We start from the raw sequence: 17,452 nt of genomic DNA on the forward strand, positions 1-17,452 counted from the left end.
GAGTGAGCCCAATGGCAGAGAAGATCATCATCGATACCGACCCCGGCCAGGACGACGCGCTGGCCATTCTTCTGGCGCTCGCCAGTCCGGAAATCGAGGTGCTGGGGATCGTCGCCGCCGCCGGCAACGTGCCGTTGTCGCTGACGACCAAGAACATCCGCAAGATCTGCGAACTGGCCGGCCGCCCCGACATTAAGGTATTTGCCGGCTGCAGTCAGCCGATGACCGGACCGCTCGTCACCGCCGAACATGTGCATGGCGCGACCGGTCTCGACGGTGCCGCTCTTCCCGAGCCGACCATGCCGCTCCAGGAACAGCATGGCGTCGATTTCATCATCGAGACGCTCTCGAGCGAAGCGGCCGGCACCGTGACCGTCTGCACGCTCGGGCCGCTCACCGATCTCGGCAAGGCGCTGACGCGGGCTCCGGAGATCGCAAGCCGCATCAAGAAGATCGTGCTGATGGGCGGCGGGCTGTTCGAGGGCGGCAACATCACGCCGGCCGCGGAATTCAACATCTATGTCGATCCGCAGGCCGCAGCCGTCGTGTTCGGCTCGGGCGTGCCGATCGTGATGATGCCGCTCGACGTCACCCACAAGACGCTGACGACCCGTGCGCGCGTCGCCGCAGTCCAGGCGATCGGCACGCCGCTTTCGGATGCGGTGGTCGGCTGGCTTGATTATTTCGAGCGCTTCGACGTGGCCAAATACGGCAGCGACGGCGGGCCGCTGCACGATCCGAACGTGATCGCCTACCTCCTGAAGCCGGAGCTTTATTCCGGCCGGCTCTGCAACGTCGAGATCGAGACGGAGTCGGAGCTCACCAAGGGCATGACGGTCGCCGACTGGTGGGGTGTTTCCGGCCGGCCGAAGAACGCGATGTTCATGCGCGATGTCGATGCGGACGGCTTTTATGCGCTGCTGACCCAGCGGTTGTCATGGTTCGGCCGGGCGGAGGCGGCGGCGCCAAAGCTGCGGCTGGTTTGATTCTCCACCCTCATCCCTGTGCTTGTCACAGGGATCCAGCCAGCCCAAGTCCTTGGGCTGAAAAAAGTCTTTCACCGCGCCGATGCGCGGTTGCTGGATTCCTGTGACAAGCACAGGAATGAGGGTATGTGGGGCCGTCCTCCGGTTTCTAACAGAGACCGCAATACCATTTCACGGCATCTTCCGAGGAATGATCAGCGCGTCGAGGATGCGCACACCCTTGCCATCGGGCAAGACCGCTACCGGATTCAGATCGATGGCCTCGATATCGTCGCCGTAGTGCGCGGCGAATTCGGAGAGCCTGACCAGCAGTTCGGCAAGCGCCTGACGATCCGCCTTTGGCGCACCGCGATAGCCTTCCAGCAGCGATGCCAGTTTCGTTTCGCCGATCATCGCGTCGGCGCGGGCGAGGTCGATCGGCAGGAGATCGAAGGCGCTGTCCTTTACCAATTCCACCAGCACGCCGCCGATGCCGACGACGAGGCCGAAACCGAAGGGTTCGTGGCGGACAAGGCCGACCAGTGCCTCGATGCCACCCGTCACCATTTCCTGCACCGAGACGCCGCGCAGTGCGGCGTCGGGAGCATAGGCGCGGGCGTTTGCCATGATTACGTCGAAGGCGGCGCGGGCTTCCGTCTCCGAGGCAATACCGAGCTTCACGCCGCCCGCTTCGGTCTTGTGCAGGATATCCGGCGACTCGATCTTCATGACCACCGGGAAGCCGAGCTGCTTTGCAGCGTCGGCGGCCGCATCGGCGCTGGTGACGAGCTGTTCCCTGGGGACCGGCAGTCCTTCGGCGGCGAGCAGTTGCTTGGCCTCGCGTTCAGTCAAAGCGCCAGGGGGGAGGGTTTTCTTTGTCGCCGCTACCTTGTCTGGCCAGGAAACGACCCCGCTCTGGGTGATCAGGCTGCGAACCGCCGTCAGCGCGCTTTTCGTGCCGCGCAGCACAGGTACGTTTGAAAGCCTCGCCTCGACATCGGAGTGATGGCCCGAGGAGAGGTTGCTCATGAACACGACCGGCACCTTGCCCATTCCGGCATAGTCGGACACCGCTTCGGCAATGCCGAGATATTCGGAGGCGCAGAAATCGTCCAGGCCAGCGGGTGCATCCTGCGTTGCCACGATCAGGCCGATCGACGGATCGTCCGCGAGCGCGTGCAGGACATCGCGATAGATCCCCCCGTCGGCGAAGACGACGCCGGTCGTATCGAGAGGGTTCTGGGGCGTGGCGAAGGGTGGCAGCAGCGTTTTCACTCGGACTGCCGTTTCCGGCTGCAGATCGGGTAACGAGAGACCAACCTCGTCGGCGATATCGGAAACATGCGCCACGCCGCCGCCGGAGACGCCGACGATTGCGACGCCCGGTTTGGCAGGCCGTTGTTTCAGGCTCAGGCAGAGAGTCGCCGTTTCCATGAAATTGTCCATGTCCGGCACTTCGATGATGCCCACCCGGCGGAAGAAGGCGCGGTAGGCGTCGTTGCTGCCGGCGAGCGAGCCTGTATGGGCGGCGGTCGCCTGGGCACCACGCTCAGAGCGGCCGGCGCGGAGGGCGATCACCGGCTTGTTGGCCGCGTGCATCTTCTCCATCGCGGCCGCCAGTTTTTCCGGGTCGCGGATGGCCTCGATGACGATGCCGACGGCGCTGGTCTGATCATCGGTTGCGAGGAAATCGAGGTAGTCGGGAATGTCGGTCGCGGCGCTGTTGCCGGAGGAGACGACGTGGCTCAGCCCGAATCTCCCCGTATTGCCGAGCGCGATGGCGCTGGCGCCGGAATGGGAGAGGATCGCGAAGCGGCCCTTCTGGAGATTGGTCGAGAGGCTGGAGGAATAGAGTGCGGCGCCCGAGCCGAGATTGAAGAGGCCGAGGCAGTTCGGGCCACAGATCGCCATGCCGTAGCGCTCGGCGATCTCGACCAGTTGTCGCTGCCGCTCACGGCCGGCTTCGTCCAGTTCGGCAAAACCGGAGGCCAGCACGACCGCCGCCTTGACGCCGGTGCTTCCCGCTTCTTCGAGGGCCGCAATCACCTTGTCGGCGGCGATGCCGATCACCGCGACATCGGGTGCGCTCTCCAATGCGGAGAGGGAGTGCGAGGCGGGAAGCCCGAAGATTGTCCCGGCCTTTGGATGAACCGGAATGATCTGCCCCTGATAGCCGAAGCGCATCAGGTTTTTCATCACATAACTGGAGGAGGCGTCGGCGCGCTCGGTGGCGCCGACGACTGCAATGGAGCGCGGCGCCATGAGGGCCTGCATCGCCTCAGGCGTGTTGGCCGTCATGGCCGGGGCCTCAGTCGAGGCCCTTAAAAGGATCGTCGCGGAAGGCGAGGTATTCCTTCAGCGACATCTTGGCGAGGTTCGCCATCCACTCGCGGCCCTGTCTGGTAACGTGAAGAGCGGCAATCGCCTCGATATTGTACTGGAAGGACGGCAGGAGGCCGGCGACCATCTGCTGGTTGTTGATCGAGGCCTTGGTGTATCTGAGCGCCGGAACCGGCATGCGGGCAAGCTTGCGAGCCAGGTTCTCGGTCTTTTCCTTGAGCTGGTCGGCTGGCACCACCTTGTTGATCAGGTGCATGCGCAGCGCCTCCTCTGCATCCACCATGTCGCCGGTGAACATCAGCCAGCGCACGTCGCGGGTGGCGAGCAGCCAGGGCATCATCAGCGCCGGCGGGCCGGAATTGTGGCGCACTTCCGGTTCGCCGAACTTGGCGTTGTCGGCGGCAATCGCCAGATCGCAGCACATCATCAGTTCGAGCGCGCCGGCAAGCGCGTATCCGTTGACCGAGGCGATGACCGGGATCGGGGCGCGCCAGATGTTGAGCAGCGCCTCGGCGTTTTCCGACATGTCCTCGCGCCAGAAATCGATGTCGACATCGAAATCGCCGCCCTGCAGGTCGTAACCGGAGGAGAAGGCGCGCCCGGTGCCGGTGATGACCAGTGCGTTGACGTCCGGATCGGCGACGGCTGCGGCGACAGCCGCGTCGATCTCGCGGATCACGGTCTTGTTCATCGCATTCATTTTGTCGGGGCGATTGATGGTGATCGTCGCGAACTTGTCAGTCAAATCCTTCTCGTAAAGGATCGTCTCGTAGCCGTTCATTTGCTGGTTCATGGGCAGTTCCCCTTGTTCTTGAACTATTTGCCGGCCTTCTTCAGCGCCGCGTAGGCGACGGCCATTTTCGCGGCGAGCCGCGCATTGTTCTTCACCAGCTCGATATTGGCCTTGAGGCTCTCGCCCTTGGACAGTTCGTTGATGCGGGCGAGCAGGAAGGGCGTCAGCTCCTTGCGGCCGATGCCGCGCTCGTCCGCCTCGCGCACGGCGTCGTTGATGGTGCCGTCGATGAATTCCGGCGTCAGGGCTGCCGCTTCCGGGATCGGGTTGGCGATCATCAGGCCGGCGCCGGTGCCGAGCTGGTGGTGGAGATACATGGCCCTGGCGATCTCTTCCGGCGTATCGAGCCGGTGGTCGGCCTTGAAGCCGCTCTTTCGGGTGAAGAAGGCCGGGAAGTCGTCGGTGCCGTAGGCGATGACGGGCACGCGCTGGGTTTCGAGATATTCCAGCGTCTTGGCGATATCGAGGATCGACTTCACACCGGCGCAGACGACGGCGGTCTTGGTGCGGCCGAGCTCCGTCAGGTCGGCGGAGATGTCGAAGGTCTGTTCGGCGCCGCGATGCACGCCGCCGACGCCGCCGGTGGCGAAAATGTCGATGCCGGCGAGATCGGCCATCAGCATGGTGGCGGAAACCGTGGTGCCGGCCGACTGGCCGCGCACCATGGCGACGGCGAGGTCGCGGCCGGAGGCTTTTACGACGCCCTTCGCCTGGGCCAGCGCTTCCAGTTCGCTGTGTTCGAGGCCGACGCGCAGCTCGCCATTGACGACGGCGATGGTGGCCGGGATCGCGCCGTTTTCGCGGATCACCGCCTCGACGCCGAGCGCGGTTTCGAGGTTCGCCGGGTACGGCATGCCGTGGGTGATGATGGTCGATTCCAGCGCCACGACTGGGCCGCCGGATGCGAGCGCCTCGGCCACTTCACGGCTCAGCTTCGGTTTGATGAGGGCCATTTTTGTATTCCTTGGATCGTTTTCGGCGACTGAGGCTCAGCCGGCCAGTCGGTGCATATTGGCTTCCAGGAAGCGTTCGGACAATTCCGTATGGACGCTTGCGGTGCTTTCGGTGGTCAGCGTGCCGAGCAGCGCGCCGGTGCGGGCCGCAGTGTAGGTATCCTCGCCATGCAGGATGCGGTGCAGCGTGCCGGCGATCATCGCGTCGCCCGCGCCCGTGATGTCGATCGGCCGGGCATGCACCGCCGGGAAGGTGCGGGCGCCTTCGGTGCCGGCAACCGCGATGCCGCGCGGGCCCATAGTCACGACCGCCTCGCGCGCACCGGCCGCCTGCAGGGCAAGTGCCGCTTCCTTTGCATCGTCGATCGTCTCGTGCGCCTTGCGTCCGAGGACCGCGTTTGCCTCGTCGATATTCATGAACAGCAGGTCCACGCCGGTGAGATCCCTTGGCAGCCGAGCCGCCTTGGGCGTCGAGACCGCGTCGATAGCCAGCCGGAAACGGGCGCCCTGGCGCTTGGCGATGAGCGCGGCCAGCGTTTCGGCCGGCAGGTTGCAGTCGGAAAATACCCAGCTTGCGGCGGCGAGATGCGGCCAGATGCGCTCGATATGGTTCGGCAGCAGCAGGTCGAAAATGCTCATGTCGGCAATGCCGAGCACGAGGTCGCCCTTGGTGTCGAGGATGGCCGCATATTCCGCCGTCGGGCGCTCGGTGGTGGTGATGATCTGGCTGACATCGATGCCGCGGTCGCGCATGTGTTTCAGCACCGCCCGCCCGCCTTCGTCGTCGCCGACGATCGAGACGAAACTGGTCGTGGTGCCGAGAAGCGCCAGGTTTTCCGCGACGTTGCGGGCGACGCCGCCAAGGCTGCGCACACCGTCTACCGGGTTGGATGTCTCGAAGACGAACTCCTGCTTGGCGCGGTACTTGCGGTCGAGCACGGCGCCGCCGATGCAGACGGCGCGGGTCTCGGCGGGCATCACGTAACCGCGGCCGAGGATGTAGCCCTTCTGCATCAACTGCACGATATGGGCGGCGACCGTCGAGCGCGCCAGCCCGAGCATGGTGGCGATCTCCTGCTGACCCGCGAACGGGTTGTCCTTGATGATTGCCAGGACGGCCGCTTCCTGTGGCGCAAGGTCATCCATGTTCAGTCGATCGTCCTTGAGGCGAGAACCACGTTGCAACTTCGTTAATTTTGATATGGACAACAACAGATGTTTTTGTCAACATCTGTTTGTCAGATGTGAAATGGAGGAAGGCATGTCCTTAACGAACGCCAATCCTGCGTCATCCCATGGTGCCGTTTCCGGCATTCCGGTGATCGATGTCGGCCCCTTCATCCGCAACGAGTCAGGCGCTGCGGCCGTCGTCAAAACCATCGAGACGGCCTGCCGCGATACCGGTTTCTTTCTCGTCACCGGCCATGGCGTTTCGCCCGAGGTGACGTCCAGGCTCTACAATCTCGCCCGCGCCTTCTTCGATTACCCGCAGGACTGGAAGAAAACCCAGGGCCGCGGTGCCGGCGTCGTGGGCGGCGTCGCCTTTTCGCCGATTGCCGAAGAGGCGCTTGCTGCCACGCTCGGGATCAAGACCCCAGGCGATTACAAGGAAAGTCTCAACTTCGGCCAGAACCTTCCCGGCGATACCTGGCCGGACAGACCGGATGGTCTGGAACAGGCATTCCGCGATTATTTCAAGGAAATGGAAATCCTTGCCAAGCATATGCGCCGCATCTTCTGCCAGGCGATCGGGCTCGATCAGGACTATTTCGAGCCCTCTTTCGAAAACCATCTCTCGGCGCTGCGCGTCATCAATTATCCGGAGCAGGACGAATCGCCGCTGCCGGGCCAGATGCGCGCCGGCGTCCATACGGACTACGGCTTCATGACCATCCTGCGTTCGGAGGCTTCGGCCGGCGGGCTGCAGGTGCGCAATCGCAACGGCGAATGGCTGGACGCGCCGTCGATCGAAGGCGCCTACGTGATCAACATCGCCGACGCCTTCATGCGCTGGACGAACGATGAATGGGTCTCGACGCCGCACCGCGTCGCCAATCCGCCGACCGGGTTCAAGGGCACCGCTCGCCGCCAGTCGATCCCGTTCTTCCTCAATCCGGCCAAGGATACGGTGATCGAGTGCCTGGCCCCATTCGTAAAGGGCGGGGCGAAATATGAGCCTATCACCTATGGCGAATATATCGACCTGAAGACCAGGCAGGCTTTTTCGAAAGGCTGATGACCGACTAACTCGACTGAACCCGTGCGCAGAAGCGGAGAACCGCCGGCACATATCGATCAAAGATCGCAACAAGGGGAACTGGACATGATGGATTTGACAAGGCGGCAAACGCTTGCCGGAATGAGTGCACTCGCTGCGGCCGGCCTTTTCGGCCTTCCGGCGCGGGCTCAATCGAAAACGCTGGTCGTGCCGACGCTCGGCGGCGTGTGGGAACAGTACTGGCGCTCGACCGTCGGACCCGCCTTCACCAAAAAGACCGGTGCGGCCGTGACGCTCGACGTCGGCAACGGCCGAGTCTGGGGCGCCAACCTGCGGGCGGCAGGCACCGCCAAGCCGCCCTATTCGATCGTGATGACCAACGAGGTTTTCGCGTCCGGTCTGCGCAAGGAGGGCTTTTTCGAGAAGCTCGATCTCACCAAGCTCTCGAACTACAACGATCTCTATCCGCTCGCCAAGAAGACCGACGGCTGGGGCGCGATCGGCGCCGTTTCGCCGATCGGCATCGGCTACCGCACGGACCTTGTGAAGACCAAGCCGAAGTCCTGGAAGGATCTCTGGAACAACCCGGAATTCAAGGGCAAGATCGGCCTCTACAACTTCGCCAACAGCGCCGGCAAGATGGAGCTGCTGCTGTTTTCGAAGATCTTCGGCAAGGATCAGTATGACGTCGATGCCGGTTTCGCGGCACTCCAGAAGCTCGGCTCGGTGATCCAGGTGGACTTCAACATGTCGACCGGTCTTGCTTCGGGCGAAATCGTCGTCGCGCCCTTCGACTTCGGCGAAATCGCCCGCCTGCGCCGCCAGGGCCTGCCGGTCGACTGTATCATCCCGGAAGAAGGGATGTTCATGTTCGACCAGACCATCAACATCCTCGCCAACGCGCCGGAAAAGGAACTGGCCTACCAGTACGCCAACTTCCTGCTGTCGCCGGAAGTGCAGGGGATGATGATGAAGGAGTTCTTCATCTCGCCGACCAATTCCAAGGTCATCGTGCCGGCCGATCTCAAGGTCGACGTGCCGGTTTCCGGCGCGGACATGGACAAGATCCTCACCTGGGACTGGAACTTCGTCAACGAAAAGCAGGGCGAACTCGCCGAACGCTGGGCGAAGACAATCAAGTGATTTCCCCCCCCCTGCGATCATGGTCTGCCTTTGAAAGCAGACCATGATCGGCTTTTTCCGGGTCAGGTTCTTTAATTGGAAAGTGGAATTTCATGACAGAGGTTAGCATCGAAAAGCTGACCAAGGACTACGGGCAGGGTCCCGCGGTCGACAGCATTTCGATCCGGATCGCCGAGGGCGAGTTCATCTCGCTGCTCGGGCCGTCAGGGTGCGGCAAGACGACGACGCTGAAGATGATCGCGGGTTTCGAGGATGCGACGCAAGGGGCGATCCGCTTCGACGGCCGCGACGTCGTGCACGTGCCGGTCGAAAAGCGCGATATCGGCATGGTCTTCCAGAACTATGCGCTGTTTCCGCATATGACGGTCGAAAAGAACCTCGCCTTCGGGCTGGAGATGCGCAAAACGCCCAAGGACGAGATCCGCACCCGCATCGCCAAGGTGCTGGATATGGTGCAGCTCACGGGTTATTCCGAGCGTTATCCGCGCCAGCTCTCCGGCGGCCAGCAGCAGCGCGTGGCGCTTGCCCGCGCTCTGGTCATCGAACCGAAGATCCTGCTGCTCGACGAGCCGCTCGCCAATCTCGACGCCAAGCTGCGTGAGGAGATGCGGGTCTTCATCCGCGACCTGCAGCGCCGCGTCGGCATCACCACGGTCTACGTCACGCACGATCAGGCCGAGGCGATGACCATGTCCGACCGGGTGGTGGTGATGTTCGGCGGCCGCATCGCCCAGATCGGCACGCCCTCCGACATTTACGAGCGGCCGGCCAATCTGGAAGTGGCCGAGTTCGTCGGACAGGTGAACATCATCCGCGGCAAGGTCGGCAATCGCGTCGTTTCGACCGCCTTCGGCGACGTGCCGGTCAGTGGAGATTTTGCCGAAGGCGTCGAGCTGATGCTGGCTCTGCGGCCGGAAGCGGTCGAGCTGCTGCCGATCAACTCGGGCGCGACGGGTGCGTCCGCTAAGGTTCTCTCCAGCTACTATTCCGGCAGTCTCGTCGATTACCGCCTGGAGCTTGCGGGCGGCGCCGTCGTCAACGTCCAGACTTTTCCGCGCACGCGGTTTGCGGACGGCGAGCAGGTGCTCGTGCACGCGCCGGCCGATCGCTTCTGGCCGCTTGGAAGTGCGGCATGATTGTTCCGCCCAGAAAAAGGCTCGGACCGCTGCTGCTGATCGCACCCGCCGCGATCCTGCTCTGCGTCTTCCTCGTACTGCCCTATCTCAATATCGTCGTCATGAGTTTCCGGATGCCCGGACAGGGCACGCCCTATGGGCCGGGCTTCACGCTTGGCAATTACGGCAAGTTCTTTTCGGACTTCTTCTATGTCCAACAGGTGATCAACACGCTGTGGATCGGCTTTCTGACGACCTTCCTCTGCCTGATCCTTGGTTATCCCGTCGCCTGGCAGCTGGCGCGCGGGGCCTCGACCTTCCGCGCTCTGGGTTACGCGCTGGTGCTCTCGCCGCTGCTCGTCGGCATCGTCATCCGCAGCTATGGCTGGACGATCCTGCTCGGCAATAACGGCATCATCAACCGCACGCTGACCGGCTGGGGGCTTATCGATGGGCCGCTGCCGCTGATGTATAATGCGCTCGGTATCATCATCGCGCTGGTGCATGTCTTCCTGCCCTTCATGATCCTGCCGATCATGAGCGCCATCCAGGGTATCGATCCATCGCTCGAAGCGGCGGCTCGTTCGCTCGGGGCGTCGAAGGTCACGTCGTTCCGGCGCATCACCCTGCCGCTGTCGCTGCCGGGCATCCAGGCCGGCTGCATCCTCGTCTTTGTTCTGTCGCTCAGCGCCTATGTGACGCCGTCGCTGATCGGTGGGTTGAGGGTCAAGACCATGGCGGTGACGGTGGTGGATGCGCTGATCGATACGTTCCAGTGGCCGTTCGGTTCGGCGCTGGCGCTGATGCTGTCGGTGACCGGCGCGATCTTCGTCGTCATCTTCGGGCGGCTGACTGTCATGAAATGGAAGGCTTGAGACGCATGTCGAAACCGTTCTTCACCGTCTATTGCCTGATCATCTACGCTTTCCTGCTGGCACCGATCGCGGTGGTCGTCATCGCTTCCTTCAATGCCGGTGCCTTCCTCACCTTCCCGCCGCAGGGGCTTTCGTTCCGCTGGTATCTCGTTTTCTTCAACAACGAGGTGTTCATGCGCGCGATCCGCACCTCGCTGTGGATCGCGGCGCTGACCACGGTGATCTCCGGGATCATCGGCACGATGGCGGCGATGTTCTATGTGACGCATGCCGGCAAGCTGAAGGAAACGGTGCGGGTCGCCATGCTGGCGCCGCTGCTGTTGCCGGAAGTGCTGACGGCGATCTCGCTCCTCTTCTTCGTCTATTCGGTCGGCCTCGGCACGCAGAACCTGGTCGGCATGATCGTCGGCCATGTGCTGATCACGCTGCCCTTCGTGTTCATCAACGTCTCGGCCTCGATGGAGAGCTACGATCCTGCCTGGAGCCTTGCTGCGCAGAGCCTGGGGGCGGGACGCTTCACCCGCTTCCGGAGGATCATGCTGCCGCTGATCAAGCCCGGCGTCATCGGCGGCTGCCTGTTCGCCTTCATCATCTCGTTCGACGTCTTCACCATTTCCTTCATGCTGAAGGGTGTCGGCATGTCGACGCTGCCGATCCAGCTGTTCGACTACCTGCGCACCAATTTCACGCCGGAAGCGGCGGCCGTCTCGACCTGCTCGATCGTGCTGACGATGGCGGTGGTGGTCATTTCGGAAAAGGTGCTCGGCCTGCGTATTCACCGGTTCTAGTAGAGCTTGCCGCGGGCGGTGACGGGCCAGAGCGCCTCGACGCGGCCGTTGCGAACGCAGACATACCAGTCGTAGAGATTGCAGGTCGGGTCGCAGTGACCCGGCACGAGCGCCAGGCGGTCGTTGAGTTTCAGCGTATCCTGCAGGTCCTCGATCTTGCCGTGTTCGTCCGAAGCGCTGACGAATGTGAGGTCGGGGCGTTCGAATACTGTCGGCAGGCCACTGTCGATCGAGTGCGCCTTGAGGCCCGCATCGCAGATGGCGCGACCGGAGGCCGGCTTGCTCATGATCGAGGTCAGCACGAAGAGCGCACGCTCGAAGCTGCCGACCGTGCCGTTACCCTCCGTCGCGCGGACGCGGGCGTAATCCGCATCCATGAAGATGTAGGAGCCCGGCTGGACCTCGTTGTACAGACCGGATGCGCCTTCGAGATTGTGGGTGCCGGTGCCTGCGCCGGTGATGATCTTCGGCTCCAGTCCCGCGTCGCGCAGCAGCACGGCCGTTTCCCGCGCCATGCCGATCGCCTTGTCGATGGCGGTACGGCGCTCGGCCGGATCATAGATATGCTGGGCGCTGCCGTGATAGGCCTGGATACCGGCAAAGGCGAGGTTCGGCGCGGCGGCGACCATCTTTGCCAGCTCGACGGCCGGCGCGCCGGGCAGCACGCCGCAGCGGCGGGCGCCGCAATCGATCTCCACCAGCACGTCGAGCGTCACGCCATGCCGGCCGGCTGCTTCGGAAAGCGTGGCGACGACGGCCGGATCGTCGACGCAAACGGAGACATGTGCGTTTTTCGCGAGCCGCGCCAGCCGGTCGATCTTTTTCGGATCGGCAACCTCGTTGGCGACGAGCACGTCGGTAACGCCGCCGCGCACCAGCGCTTCCGCCTCGGACACTTTCTGGCAGCAGATGCCGACGGCGCCGCCGTTCTGCATCTGGTAAAGCGCGACATCGGCCGACTTGTGGGTCTTGGCATGCGGGCGAAGCCGCACTCCCGCCGCCTCGGCATAAGTTCTCATCCGTTCGACATTTCGCTCGAAGGCGTCGAGATCGATGATCAGCGCCGGCGTCTGGATGTCGTTAATCGTGTCGCCGACAGAGGCCGGGACGTCATAGCCGATGTCGAGGTCTTTCGGAGAAGAGGTCATGAGATGGGTCCGCACTGAGATGGCGTGACGATAGGTTCCCGGGTCCCTCCAGGCAATCGCCGGCCTGCAATTTCGTTCAAGATCGGCGTGGGGTTCTTCGGTAGCCATGGGAAAACCTCTCGAAAGGATCTCTCATGAGCGCGGAATTCCTGATCACTTCCCTCGTCGTCGTGGCGTCGCCGGGTACCGGTGTGCTGATCACGCTCGCCGCGGGCCTGTCGCGTGGCGTGCGGGCGAGCGTCATCGCCGCCTTCGGCTGTACGCTCGGCATCCTGCCGCACATGATTGCGGCAGTCTCGGGCCTTGCAGCTCTGCTGCATACCAGCGCCCTGGCCTTCGAAATCATCAAATATCTCGGTGTCGCCTATCTCCTGTTCATGGCCTGGCAGGTGCTTAAGGAAAAAGGCGCGCTGACGGCGGAGACGGACCGGACGCCGAAATCCGTTGGCCAAGTCATCGTTTCGGCAATCCTTGCCAATGCGCTCAACCCGAAATTGTCGATTTTCTTCTTCGCCTTCCTGCCGCAGTTCGTCAGCCAGGAGGAGACAGCACCCGTTCTGCGCATGACCGAGCTCAGCCTCGTCTTCATGCTGATGACCTTCGGCATCTTCGTCGTCTACGGCCTGTTTGCCGCCTCGGTGCGGAGCCACGTGATCTCGCGGCCGAACATCCTCGCCTGGATGCGCCGTATCTTCGCCGGCGCCTTCGTGGTGCTCGGCGCGCGGCTTGCGCTTTCGGCGCGATAGTTATTACCTGCCGCGTAATTGAGACGATGCAGCCGCTCCGGCATGTTCGCCCTGTCTGCAACAAGTCAGGCGATCCAAAGGAGAAAAGACATGACCGATGCGAACACCAAAGCCGAACGTTATCTCGCCATCTGGAACGAAACGGATGCCGCCCGCCGCAAGGCGCTGATCGCCGAGACCTGGGCGGAAGACGGGCTTTACGTCGATCCGCTGATGCGCGGCGAAGGCCATGAGGGCGTCGATCGCCTGGTCGAAGGCGTCCAGGCGCGGTTTCCGGGCTTCCGTTTCACGCTGATCGGCACGCCCGACGGTTATGACGACAATCTGCGCTTCTCCTGGAGCCTTGGCCCGGAAGATGGCGAGGCGCTGATCAAGGATACGGATTTCGCCGTCCTGGAAAACGGCCGCCTGAAGTCGGTCTGCGGTTTCCTCGACCAGGTTCCGGCTGCCGCATGACGACGATTGCGCCCGCCCGCCCTCTCGGTGATTTCCTGCGCGAATGGCGCCGTCGCCGGCGCATGAGCCAGCTCGATCTGGCGCTCGAGGCCGATATCTCGCAACGCCATCTGAGCTTCATCGAAAGCGGACGGTCGGCCCCGAGCCGCGACATGCTCCTGCATTTGGCGGAGCGGCTTGACGTGCCGCTCCGCGAGCGCAACCCGATGCTGCTCGCCGCCGGTTTCGCGCCGGTGTTTGCCGAGCGCAAACTCGACGATCCGGCGCTCCAGCCGGCGCGGCGGGCGATTGATATGGTATTGAAAGGCCATGAGCCGTTCCCGGCGCTTGCCGTCGACCGGCACTGGACATTGGTGGCCGCAAATGCCGCGGTGGCGCCGCTGCTTGCTGATGTCGCCGACCGGTCGTTGATCGAAGGGCCGGTCAACGTCCTGCGGCTCAGCCTGCATCCGCAGGGCCTTGCGCCTTACATCGCCAATCTGGCGGAATGGCGTAGTCACCTGCTCGAACGGCTGCGCCAGCAGATCTCGGCGACCGGTGATCGCGTTCTTCAGAGATTGCTGGAAGAACTGTCCGGTTACCCGGTGTGGGAAGACGCGTCGAAATCGGCGCCGAAACACGACTATGCGGGTATCGCCGTGCCGATGGAATTGCGCACGGAGGCGGGGCTTTTGTCGTTCATCTCGACGACGACCGTCTTCGGAACCCCGGTGGATGTGACGCTGTCGGAACTGGCGGTCGAATCCTTCTTTCCCGCCAATGACGAAACGGCCCGGCTTCTGCGCCAGATGGCAGAGGCCGGGCCGTCGAAGAGCGACAGTTAGAGAGTTAGTATCGCGTGCAGATCAGAAATCGGTCCACTGGGATTCGGCGGTTGCAACTGCCGCACCGCCGAAGGACTTGCTGACGCGCTGTGCAAGGCGGCGGGCCGGCGATTCCTGTGGAGCCGCATTGCGGCCAACCGGGGCCGGAGCAGAGCCGTAGGCGGGCCGCTGCTGCATGCCGGAACGCTGGCCGCCTTCGGAGAGCTTGAAGCGGGTCAGCAGATCACGCAGCTTGGTGCTTTCCGATGCAAGGTTGGCGCCGGCAGCATTGGTTTCCTCGACCATCGCGGCGTTCTGCTGCGTCACCTGGTCCATCTGGTTGACGGCCGAGTTGACCTCTGCGAGGCCGACCGACTGTTCGCGGGCGGCGGTGGCGATCGCATTGATATGCTCGTTGATGGTGACGACGTGGCTTTCGATCGTCTTCAGCGCGTCGCCGGTCTCGCGCACCAGCTTCACGCCGTTCTGGACTTCGGAGCCCGACTTGCGGATGAGATCCTTGATCTCCTTGGCCGCATTCGCCGAACGCTGGGCGAGTTCGCGGACTTCCTGGGCGACGACCGCGAAACCCTTGCCGGCTTCACCGGCGCGGGCCGCTTCGACGCCTGCATTCAGCGCCAGCAGGTTGGTCTGGAAGGCGATCTCGTCGATCACCCCGATGATGTTGGAAATCTGGCTGGACGACTGTTCGATGCGCTGCATTGCATCGACGGCGTTGGCGACGACGGCGCCCGACTGGGCGGCGCTGGAATTTGCCTGCAGGGCGATCGCCTTTGCCTCGTCCGCACGCTTGGAAGAGTTCGAGACATTGGCGGTGATCTCGTCAAGGGCGGCTGCGGTCTCTTCGAGCGAGGCTGCCTGCTGTTCGGTCCGCTTGGACAGGTCGTCGGCGCTCTGGCTGACTTCACGCGAACCGCTATCGATCGACTGGGCGGAGCCGGCGACTTCCGAAAGGGCTTCGCCGAGGCGGGACACGGCCGAGTTCAGGTCTTCGCGCAGCGCTTCGAAATCCGGAGCGAAGGGTTCGTTGAGCTGGAAAGCGAGATCTCCCGAGGCAAGGCGGCGCAGGCCGGCGGCGAGGCCTGAGGTCGCTTGCTGGAGACGGGCCTGGGCGGAGGCTTCCGCCTCTTCCTGCAGGTGGATACGGTCGGCTTCGGCTTGGGCGCGGGCCTCTTCCGCCTGTTCCTGAAGCTGCCTGTTGGAGATCGCCGCCTGACGGAAGACTTCCACGGCACCAGCCATTGCCCCGACTTCGTCCTTGCGTCCTGCAAAGGGGATTTCGGTCGCGGTGTCGCCTGCGGCAAGGCCGCTCATCGACGCCGTGATGCGCTGGATGGGTCGGGCGATACCGGACAGCACGTAGACGGCGGCACCGACGATCAGCAGGAAGACAACACCAAGGATGCTTTCCATCGTGGCGAGCGCGGTGGAATAGGTCGACTCCGCCTTGGCGGTTTCGAGGGCCGCCTCGTCCGTGTTCGACTTGACCAGCTTGGTAACGGCTTCCATGACCGGCTGGATCGTGACCCGCATCTTTTCCATCTCGACGCGGGCGCGGGCGTCGGAGGCCTTGCGGGAGAAGTCCAGCATCTTCTGGCCGTTGAGGACGTATTTGTCGATGCCCGCCTGGATCTGGTCGATGATCTGCTTTTCCTGGTCGCTGGAGATCAGCGGCCTGTAGGTTTGGAGTGCGGCCTTGAGCGCGTCGGACTGCTGGGCGATCAGCTTTTCCGCGGTGTCCATGCCGAAATCCGAGGTCGTCGTCAGATGCCCCATATAGGCGACCGTCATTCCGAGAATGGCCGTCTCTATATTCTTCGAGGCCTGGACGCTCGGCATCGAGTTTTGCGAGATCGTGGTGAGATTTCCGGCGACATTGGAGAGCGAGGAAATGGCCGCCCAGGCGAGAACGGCGACGAGCGTCGCGATCGCGCCGAAGACGGCGATGAGCGAGCTGCGAATGGAGAGACGGGACATGAGATTCGGCTCCGGAATGGTGAAGCCTCGAATGAGGCAACGCGTTTTCACGCGCAGATCTGATATCTGGCGGTGTGGGAAGAGAACCGGTCTCATACCGGCTCCTGCGCTACACCGGATGGCGGTCGCGCGGTAGCCGGGAGCTTAGGGTCAAACTCTTTAACGACAGATTGAATTTTGATAGTATATAATGACTTTTGACGAATTATCGGGGCGAAAATTCGAAATTTCGTCTGGGCTATCCGTTTATTTTATAACAATAATATTGAAGCCCGATCATCTGAGTAACAGGTTACCTGTCAATCGGAGATTGCTTGATATTCCGTTCAAGTGACATGCGAAATCTAGCCTATCCGACCGGCCGATACGGTACGGATACGACGGGTTATCTGCGGGTCCGCAGGCCGTCCATCAGCAGGCCGATCAGGCGATGCGCCCGCTCGCGCCATTCGGGCGATTCCGGAATGGAATAAATGCTCGACAGAGCGTGCATGAGATCGGTCGTTTCGATGTCGCGGCGGATATATCCTTCATCGCCCGCAGTCTTCAAAAGACTTTCCAGCGCGCCACGGATGAGGCCCGAGCCCTCGGAAAAAAGGGAGGAGTTGGAGGTCATGAGAATGCGCAGGCTGTTGGCCATGCCGCGCTTGGTGGCGATATAGCCGACGAAGCGACGCATCCATTCCTCGAGCGCCATGTCCGGCGAATGGAGCCTGGCAAGTTCGGTAGCGGCGCTCGCCAGGGCCTCAAGCTCACGGCGATAGACCACCTCGACGAGATGCTCGCGGCTGGGAAAATGGCGGTAAAGCGTGCCGATGCCGACGCCGGCCTGCCGTGCTATATCTTCCAGCGAAGTCTCGACGCCCTTTTCCGCAAAGGCTGCGGCCGCCACCTCGACCAGCTTTTCGCGGTTGCGGCGGGCATCAGCGCGAAGCTTGGTCGATGCGAGGGATGTCGTCTTCGGCTCGGCCGAGGCCAAAATACTGCTCCAGGCAAATGGGGGCTTGACGAAAATCCGTAAGCCACTAGTTTAAACGGAGGCGCCTCCGTTTATATGGAGTGCCTTCCACTTCTTATTCCAGAGGGGGACGGATGTCATGCCGAAATGTGC

General features: G+C 62.8%; 16 protein-coding genes. 9 read left to right on the forward strand and 7 right to left on the reverse strand.

Translation table 11 applies throughout. From position 1 onward, the window contains the following. Positions 1 to 11: 11 nt before the first annotated feature. Positions 12 to 986 carry a nucleoside hydrolase gene (locus ACZ9EJ_RS00960; RefSeq protein WP_046639392.1) on the forward strand — a complete coding sequence of 325 codons (975 nt, stop codon included), beginning with the start codon at positions 12 to 14 and terminating at the stop codon, positions 984 to 986. Between the two features lie 171 nt (positions 987 to 1,157). Here ACZ9EJ_RS00960 and ACZ9EJ_RS00965 read toward each other — a convergent pair whose 3' ends face one another. The 4 genes from ACZ9EJ_RS00965 to ACZ9EJ_RS00980 are packed head-to-tail and all read right to left on the reverse strand — an operon-like array spanning position 1,158 to position 6,197. Continuing rightward, a complete protein-coding gene (locus tag ACZ9EJ_RS00965; protein WP_046639393.1) occupies positions 1,158 to 3,263 on the reverse strand; it encodes an acetate--CoA ligase family protein in 2,106 nt (701 codons plus the stop codon). A gap of 10 nt (positions 3,264 to 3,273) precedes the next feature. Beyond that, a complete protein-coding gene (locus tag ACZ9EJ_RS00970) occupies positions 3,274 to 4,098 on the reverse strand; it encodes an enoyl-CoA hydratase/isomerase family protein (protein WP_046628755.1) in 825 nt (274 codons plus the stop codon). 23 nt (positions 4,099 to 4,121) lie between these two features. Continuing rightward, a complete protein-coding gene (locus ACZ9EJ_RS00975) occupies positions 4,122 to 5,051 on the reverse strand; it encodes a pseudouridine-5'-phosphate glycosidase (protein ID WP_046639394.1) in 930 nt (309 codons plus the stop codon). Positions 5,052 to 5,087: 36 nt separating this feature from the next. Further along, positions 5,088 to 6,197, reverse strand: coding sequence for a carbohydrate kinase (locus ACZ9EJ_RS00980; protein WP_007758158.1), 1,110 nt, complete (start codon positions 6,195 to 6,197; stop codon positions 5,088 to 5,090). Between the two features lie 115 nt (positions 6,198 to 6,312). Between ACZ9EJ_RS00980 and ACZ9EJ_RS00985 the strand changes: the two genes are divergently transcribed. The 5 genes from ACZ9EJ_RS00985 (at position 6,313) to ACZ9EJ_RS01005 (ending at position 11,190) form a co-directional block, all read left to right on the forward strand. After that, complete coding sequence (locus ACZ9EJ_RS00985) at positions 6,313 to 7,287, forward strand: isopenicillin N synthase family dioxygenase (protein ID WP_046639395.1); 975 nt, start codon at positions 6,313 to 6,315, stop codon at positions 7,285 to 7,287. Between the two features lie 87 nt (positions 7,288 to 7,374). Continuing rightward, positions 7,375 to 8,412, forward strand: coding sequence for an ABC transporter substrate-binding protein (locus ACZ9EJ_RS00990; RefSeq protein WP_046639396.1), 1,038 nt, complete (start codon positions 7,375 to 7,377; stop codon positions 8,410 to 8,412). Between the two features lie 92 nt (positions 8,413 to 8,504). Further along, entirely contained in the window at positions 8,505 to 9,548 is a 1,044-nt protein-coding gene (locus ACZ9EJ_RS00995) for an ABC transporter ATP-binding protein (protein WP_046639397.1), read from the forward strand. Further along, a complete protein-coding gene (locus ACZ9EJ_RS01000; protein WP_046639398.1) occupies positions 9,545 to 10,402 on the forward strand; it encodes an ABC transporter permease in 858 nt (285 codons plus the stop codon). Before ACZ9EJ_RS00995 ends, ACZ9EJ_RS01000 begins: the two co-directional genes overlap by 4 nt. Next, positions 10,390 to 11,190, forward strand: coding sequence for an ABC transporter permease (locus ACZ9EJ_RS01005; protein WP_370649700.1), 801 nt, complete (start codon positions 10,390 to 10,392; stop codon positions 11,188 to 11,190). Before ACZ9EJ_RS01000 ends, ACZ9EJ_RS01005 begins: the two co-directional genes overlap by 13 nt. Here ACZ9EJ_RS01005 and ACZ9EJ_RS01010 read toward each other — a convergent pair. Continuing rightward, on the reverse strand, positions 11,187 to 12,338 hold the full coding sequence (locus ACZ9EJ_RS01010) for a DSD1 family PLP-dependent enzyme (protein ID WP_046639399.1): 1,152 nt from the start codon (positions 12,336 to 12,338) through the stop codon (positions 11,187 to 11,189). The two genes, ACZ9EJ_RS01005 and ACZ9EJ_RS01010, sit on opposite strands and share 4 nt — an antisense overlap. A gap of 134 nt (positions 12,339 to 12,472) precedes the next feature. Between ACZ9EJ_RS01010 and ACZ9EJ_RS01015 the strand changes: the two genes are divergently transcribed. From ACZ9EJ_RS01015 to ACZ9EJ_RS01025, 3 genes are all read left to right on the forward strand, one after another. Next, the gene (locus ACZ9EJ_RS01015) at positions 12,473 to 13,084 is read left to right on the forward strand and encodes a LysE family translocator (protein ID WP_046639400.1); all 612 of its coding nucleotides are present in this window, start codon (positions 12,473 to 12,475) and stop codon (positions 13,082 to 13,084) included. Between the two features lie 90 nt (positions 13,085 to 13,174). Beyond that, positions 13,175 to 13,540 (forward strand): nuclear transport factor 2 family protein, encoded by a 366-nt coding sequence (locus ACZ9EJ_RS01020; RefSeq protein WP_046639401.1) that lies wholly within the window; start codon positions 13,175 to 13,177, stop codon positions 13,538 to 13,540. Then, positions 13,537 to 14,364, forward strand: coding sequence for a helix-turn-helix domain-containing protein (locus ACZ9EJ_RS01025; protein ID WP_046639402.1), 828 nt, complete (start codon positions 13,537 to 13,539; stop codon positions 14,362 to 14,364). Before ACZ9EJ_RS01020 ends, ACZ9EJ_RS01025 begins: the two co-directional genes overlap by 4 nt. Positions 14,365 to 14,385: 21 nt before the next feature. Here the strand turns inward: ACZ9EJ_RS01025 and ACZ9EJ_RS01030 are convergent, their stop codons facing one another. Further along, positions 14,386 to 16,341 carry a methyl-accepting chemotaxis protein gene (locus ACZ9EJ_RS01030; RefSeq protein ID WP_080955676.1) on the reverse strand — a complete coding sequence of 652 codons (1,956 nt, stop codon included), beginning with the start codon at positions 16,339 to 16,341 and terminating at the stop codon, positions 14,386 to 14,388. A gap of 385 nt (positions 16,342 to 16,726) precedes the next feature. After that, a complete protein-coding gene (locus ACZ9EJ_RS01035; protein WP_046639403.1) occupies positions 16,727 to 17,320 on the reverse strand; it encodes a TetR/AcrR family transcriptional regulator in 594 nt (197 codons plus the stop codon). Between the last annotated feature and the right edge of the window lie 132 nt (positions 17,321 to 17,452).

Source organism: Neorhizobium sp. USDA 3394, from assembly GCF_056280385.1.

Bases quoted from the DNA above. Each gene is read 5' to 3' on its own strand.
- ACZ9EJ_RS00960 (WP_046639392.1), top strand. From the start codon at position 12: ATGGCAGAGAAGATCATCATCGATACCGACCCCGGCCAGGACGACGCG.
- ACZ9EJ_RS00965 (WP_046639393.1), bottom strand. From the start codon at position 3,263: ATGACGGCCAACACGCCTGAGGCGATGCAGGCCCTCATGGCGCCGCGC.
- ACZ9EJ_RS00970 (WP_046628755.1), bottom strand. From the start codon at position 4,098: ATGAACCAGCAAATGAACGGCTACGAGACGATCCTTTACGAGAAGGAT.
- ACZ9EJ_RS00975 (WP_046639394.1), bottom strand. From the start codon at position 5,051: ATGGCCCTCATCAAACCGAAGCTGAGCCGTGAAGTGGCCGAGGCGCTC.
- ACZ9EJ_RS00980 (WP_007758158.1), bottom strand. From the start codon at position 6,197: ATGGATGACCTTGCGCCACAGGAAGCGGCCGTCCTGGCAATCATCAAG.
- ACZ9EJ_RS00985 (WP_046639395.1), top strand. From the start codon at position 6,313: ATGTCCTTAACGAACGCCAATCCTGCGTCATCCCATGGTGCCGTTTCC.
- ACZ9EJ_RS00990 (WP_046639396.1), top strand. From the start codon at position 7,375: ATGATGGATTTGACAAGGCGGCAAACGCTTGCCGGAATGAGTGCACTC.
- ACZ9EJ_RS00995 (WP_046639397.1), top strand. From the start codon at position 8,505: ATGACAGAGGTTAGCATCGAAAAGCTGACCAAGGACTACGGGCAGGGT.
- ACZ9EJ_RS01000 (WP_046639398.1), top strand. From the start codon at position 9,545: ATGATTGTTCCGCCCAGAAAAAGGCTCGGACCGCTGCTGCTGATCGCA.
- ACZ9EJ_RS01005 (WP_370649700.1), top strand. From the start codon at position 10,390: ATGGAAGGCTTGAGACGCATGTCGAAACCGTTCTTCACCGTCTATTGC.
- ACZ9EJ_RS01010 (WP_046639399.1), bottom strand. From the start codon at position 12,338: ATGACCTCTTCTCCGAAAGACCTCGACATCGGCTATGACGTCCCGGCC.
- ACZ9EJ_RS01015 (WP_046639400.1), top strand. From the start codon at position 12,473: ATGAGCGCGGAATTCCTGATCACTTCCCTCGTCGTCGTGGCGTCGCCG.
- ACZ9EJ_RS01020 (WP_046639401.1), top strand. From the start codon at position 13,175: ATGACCGATGCGAACACCAAAGCCGAACGTTATCTCGCCATCTGGAAC.
- ACZ9EJ_RS01025 (WP_046639402.1), top strand. From the start codon at position 13,537: ATGACGACGATTGCGCCCGCCCGCCCTCTCGGTGATTTCCTGCGCGAA.
- ACZ9EJ_RS01030 (WP_080955676.1), bottom strand. From the start codon at position 16,341: ATGTCCCGTCTCTCCATTCGCAGCTCGCTCATCGCCGTCTTCGGCGCG.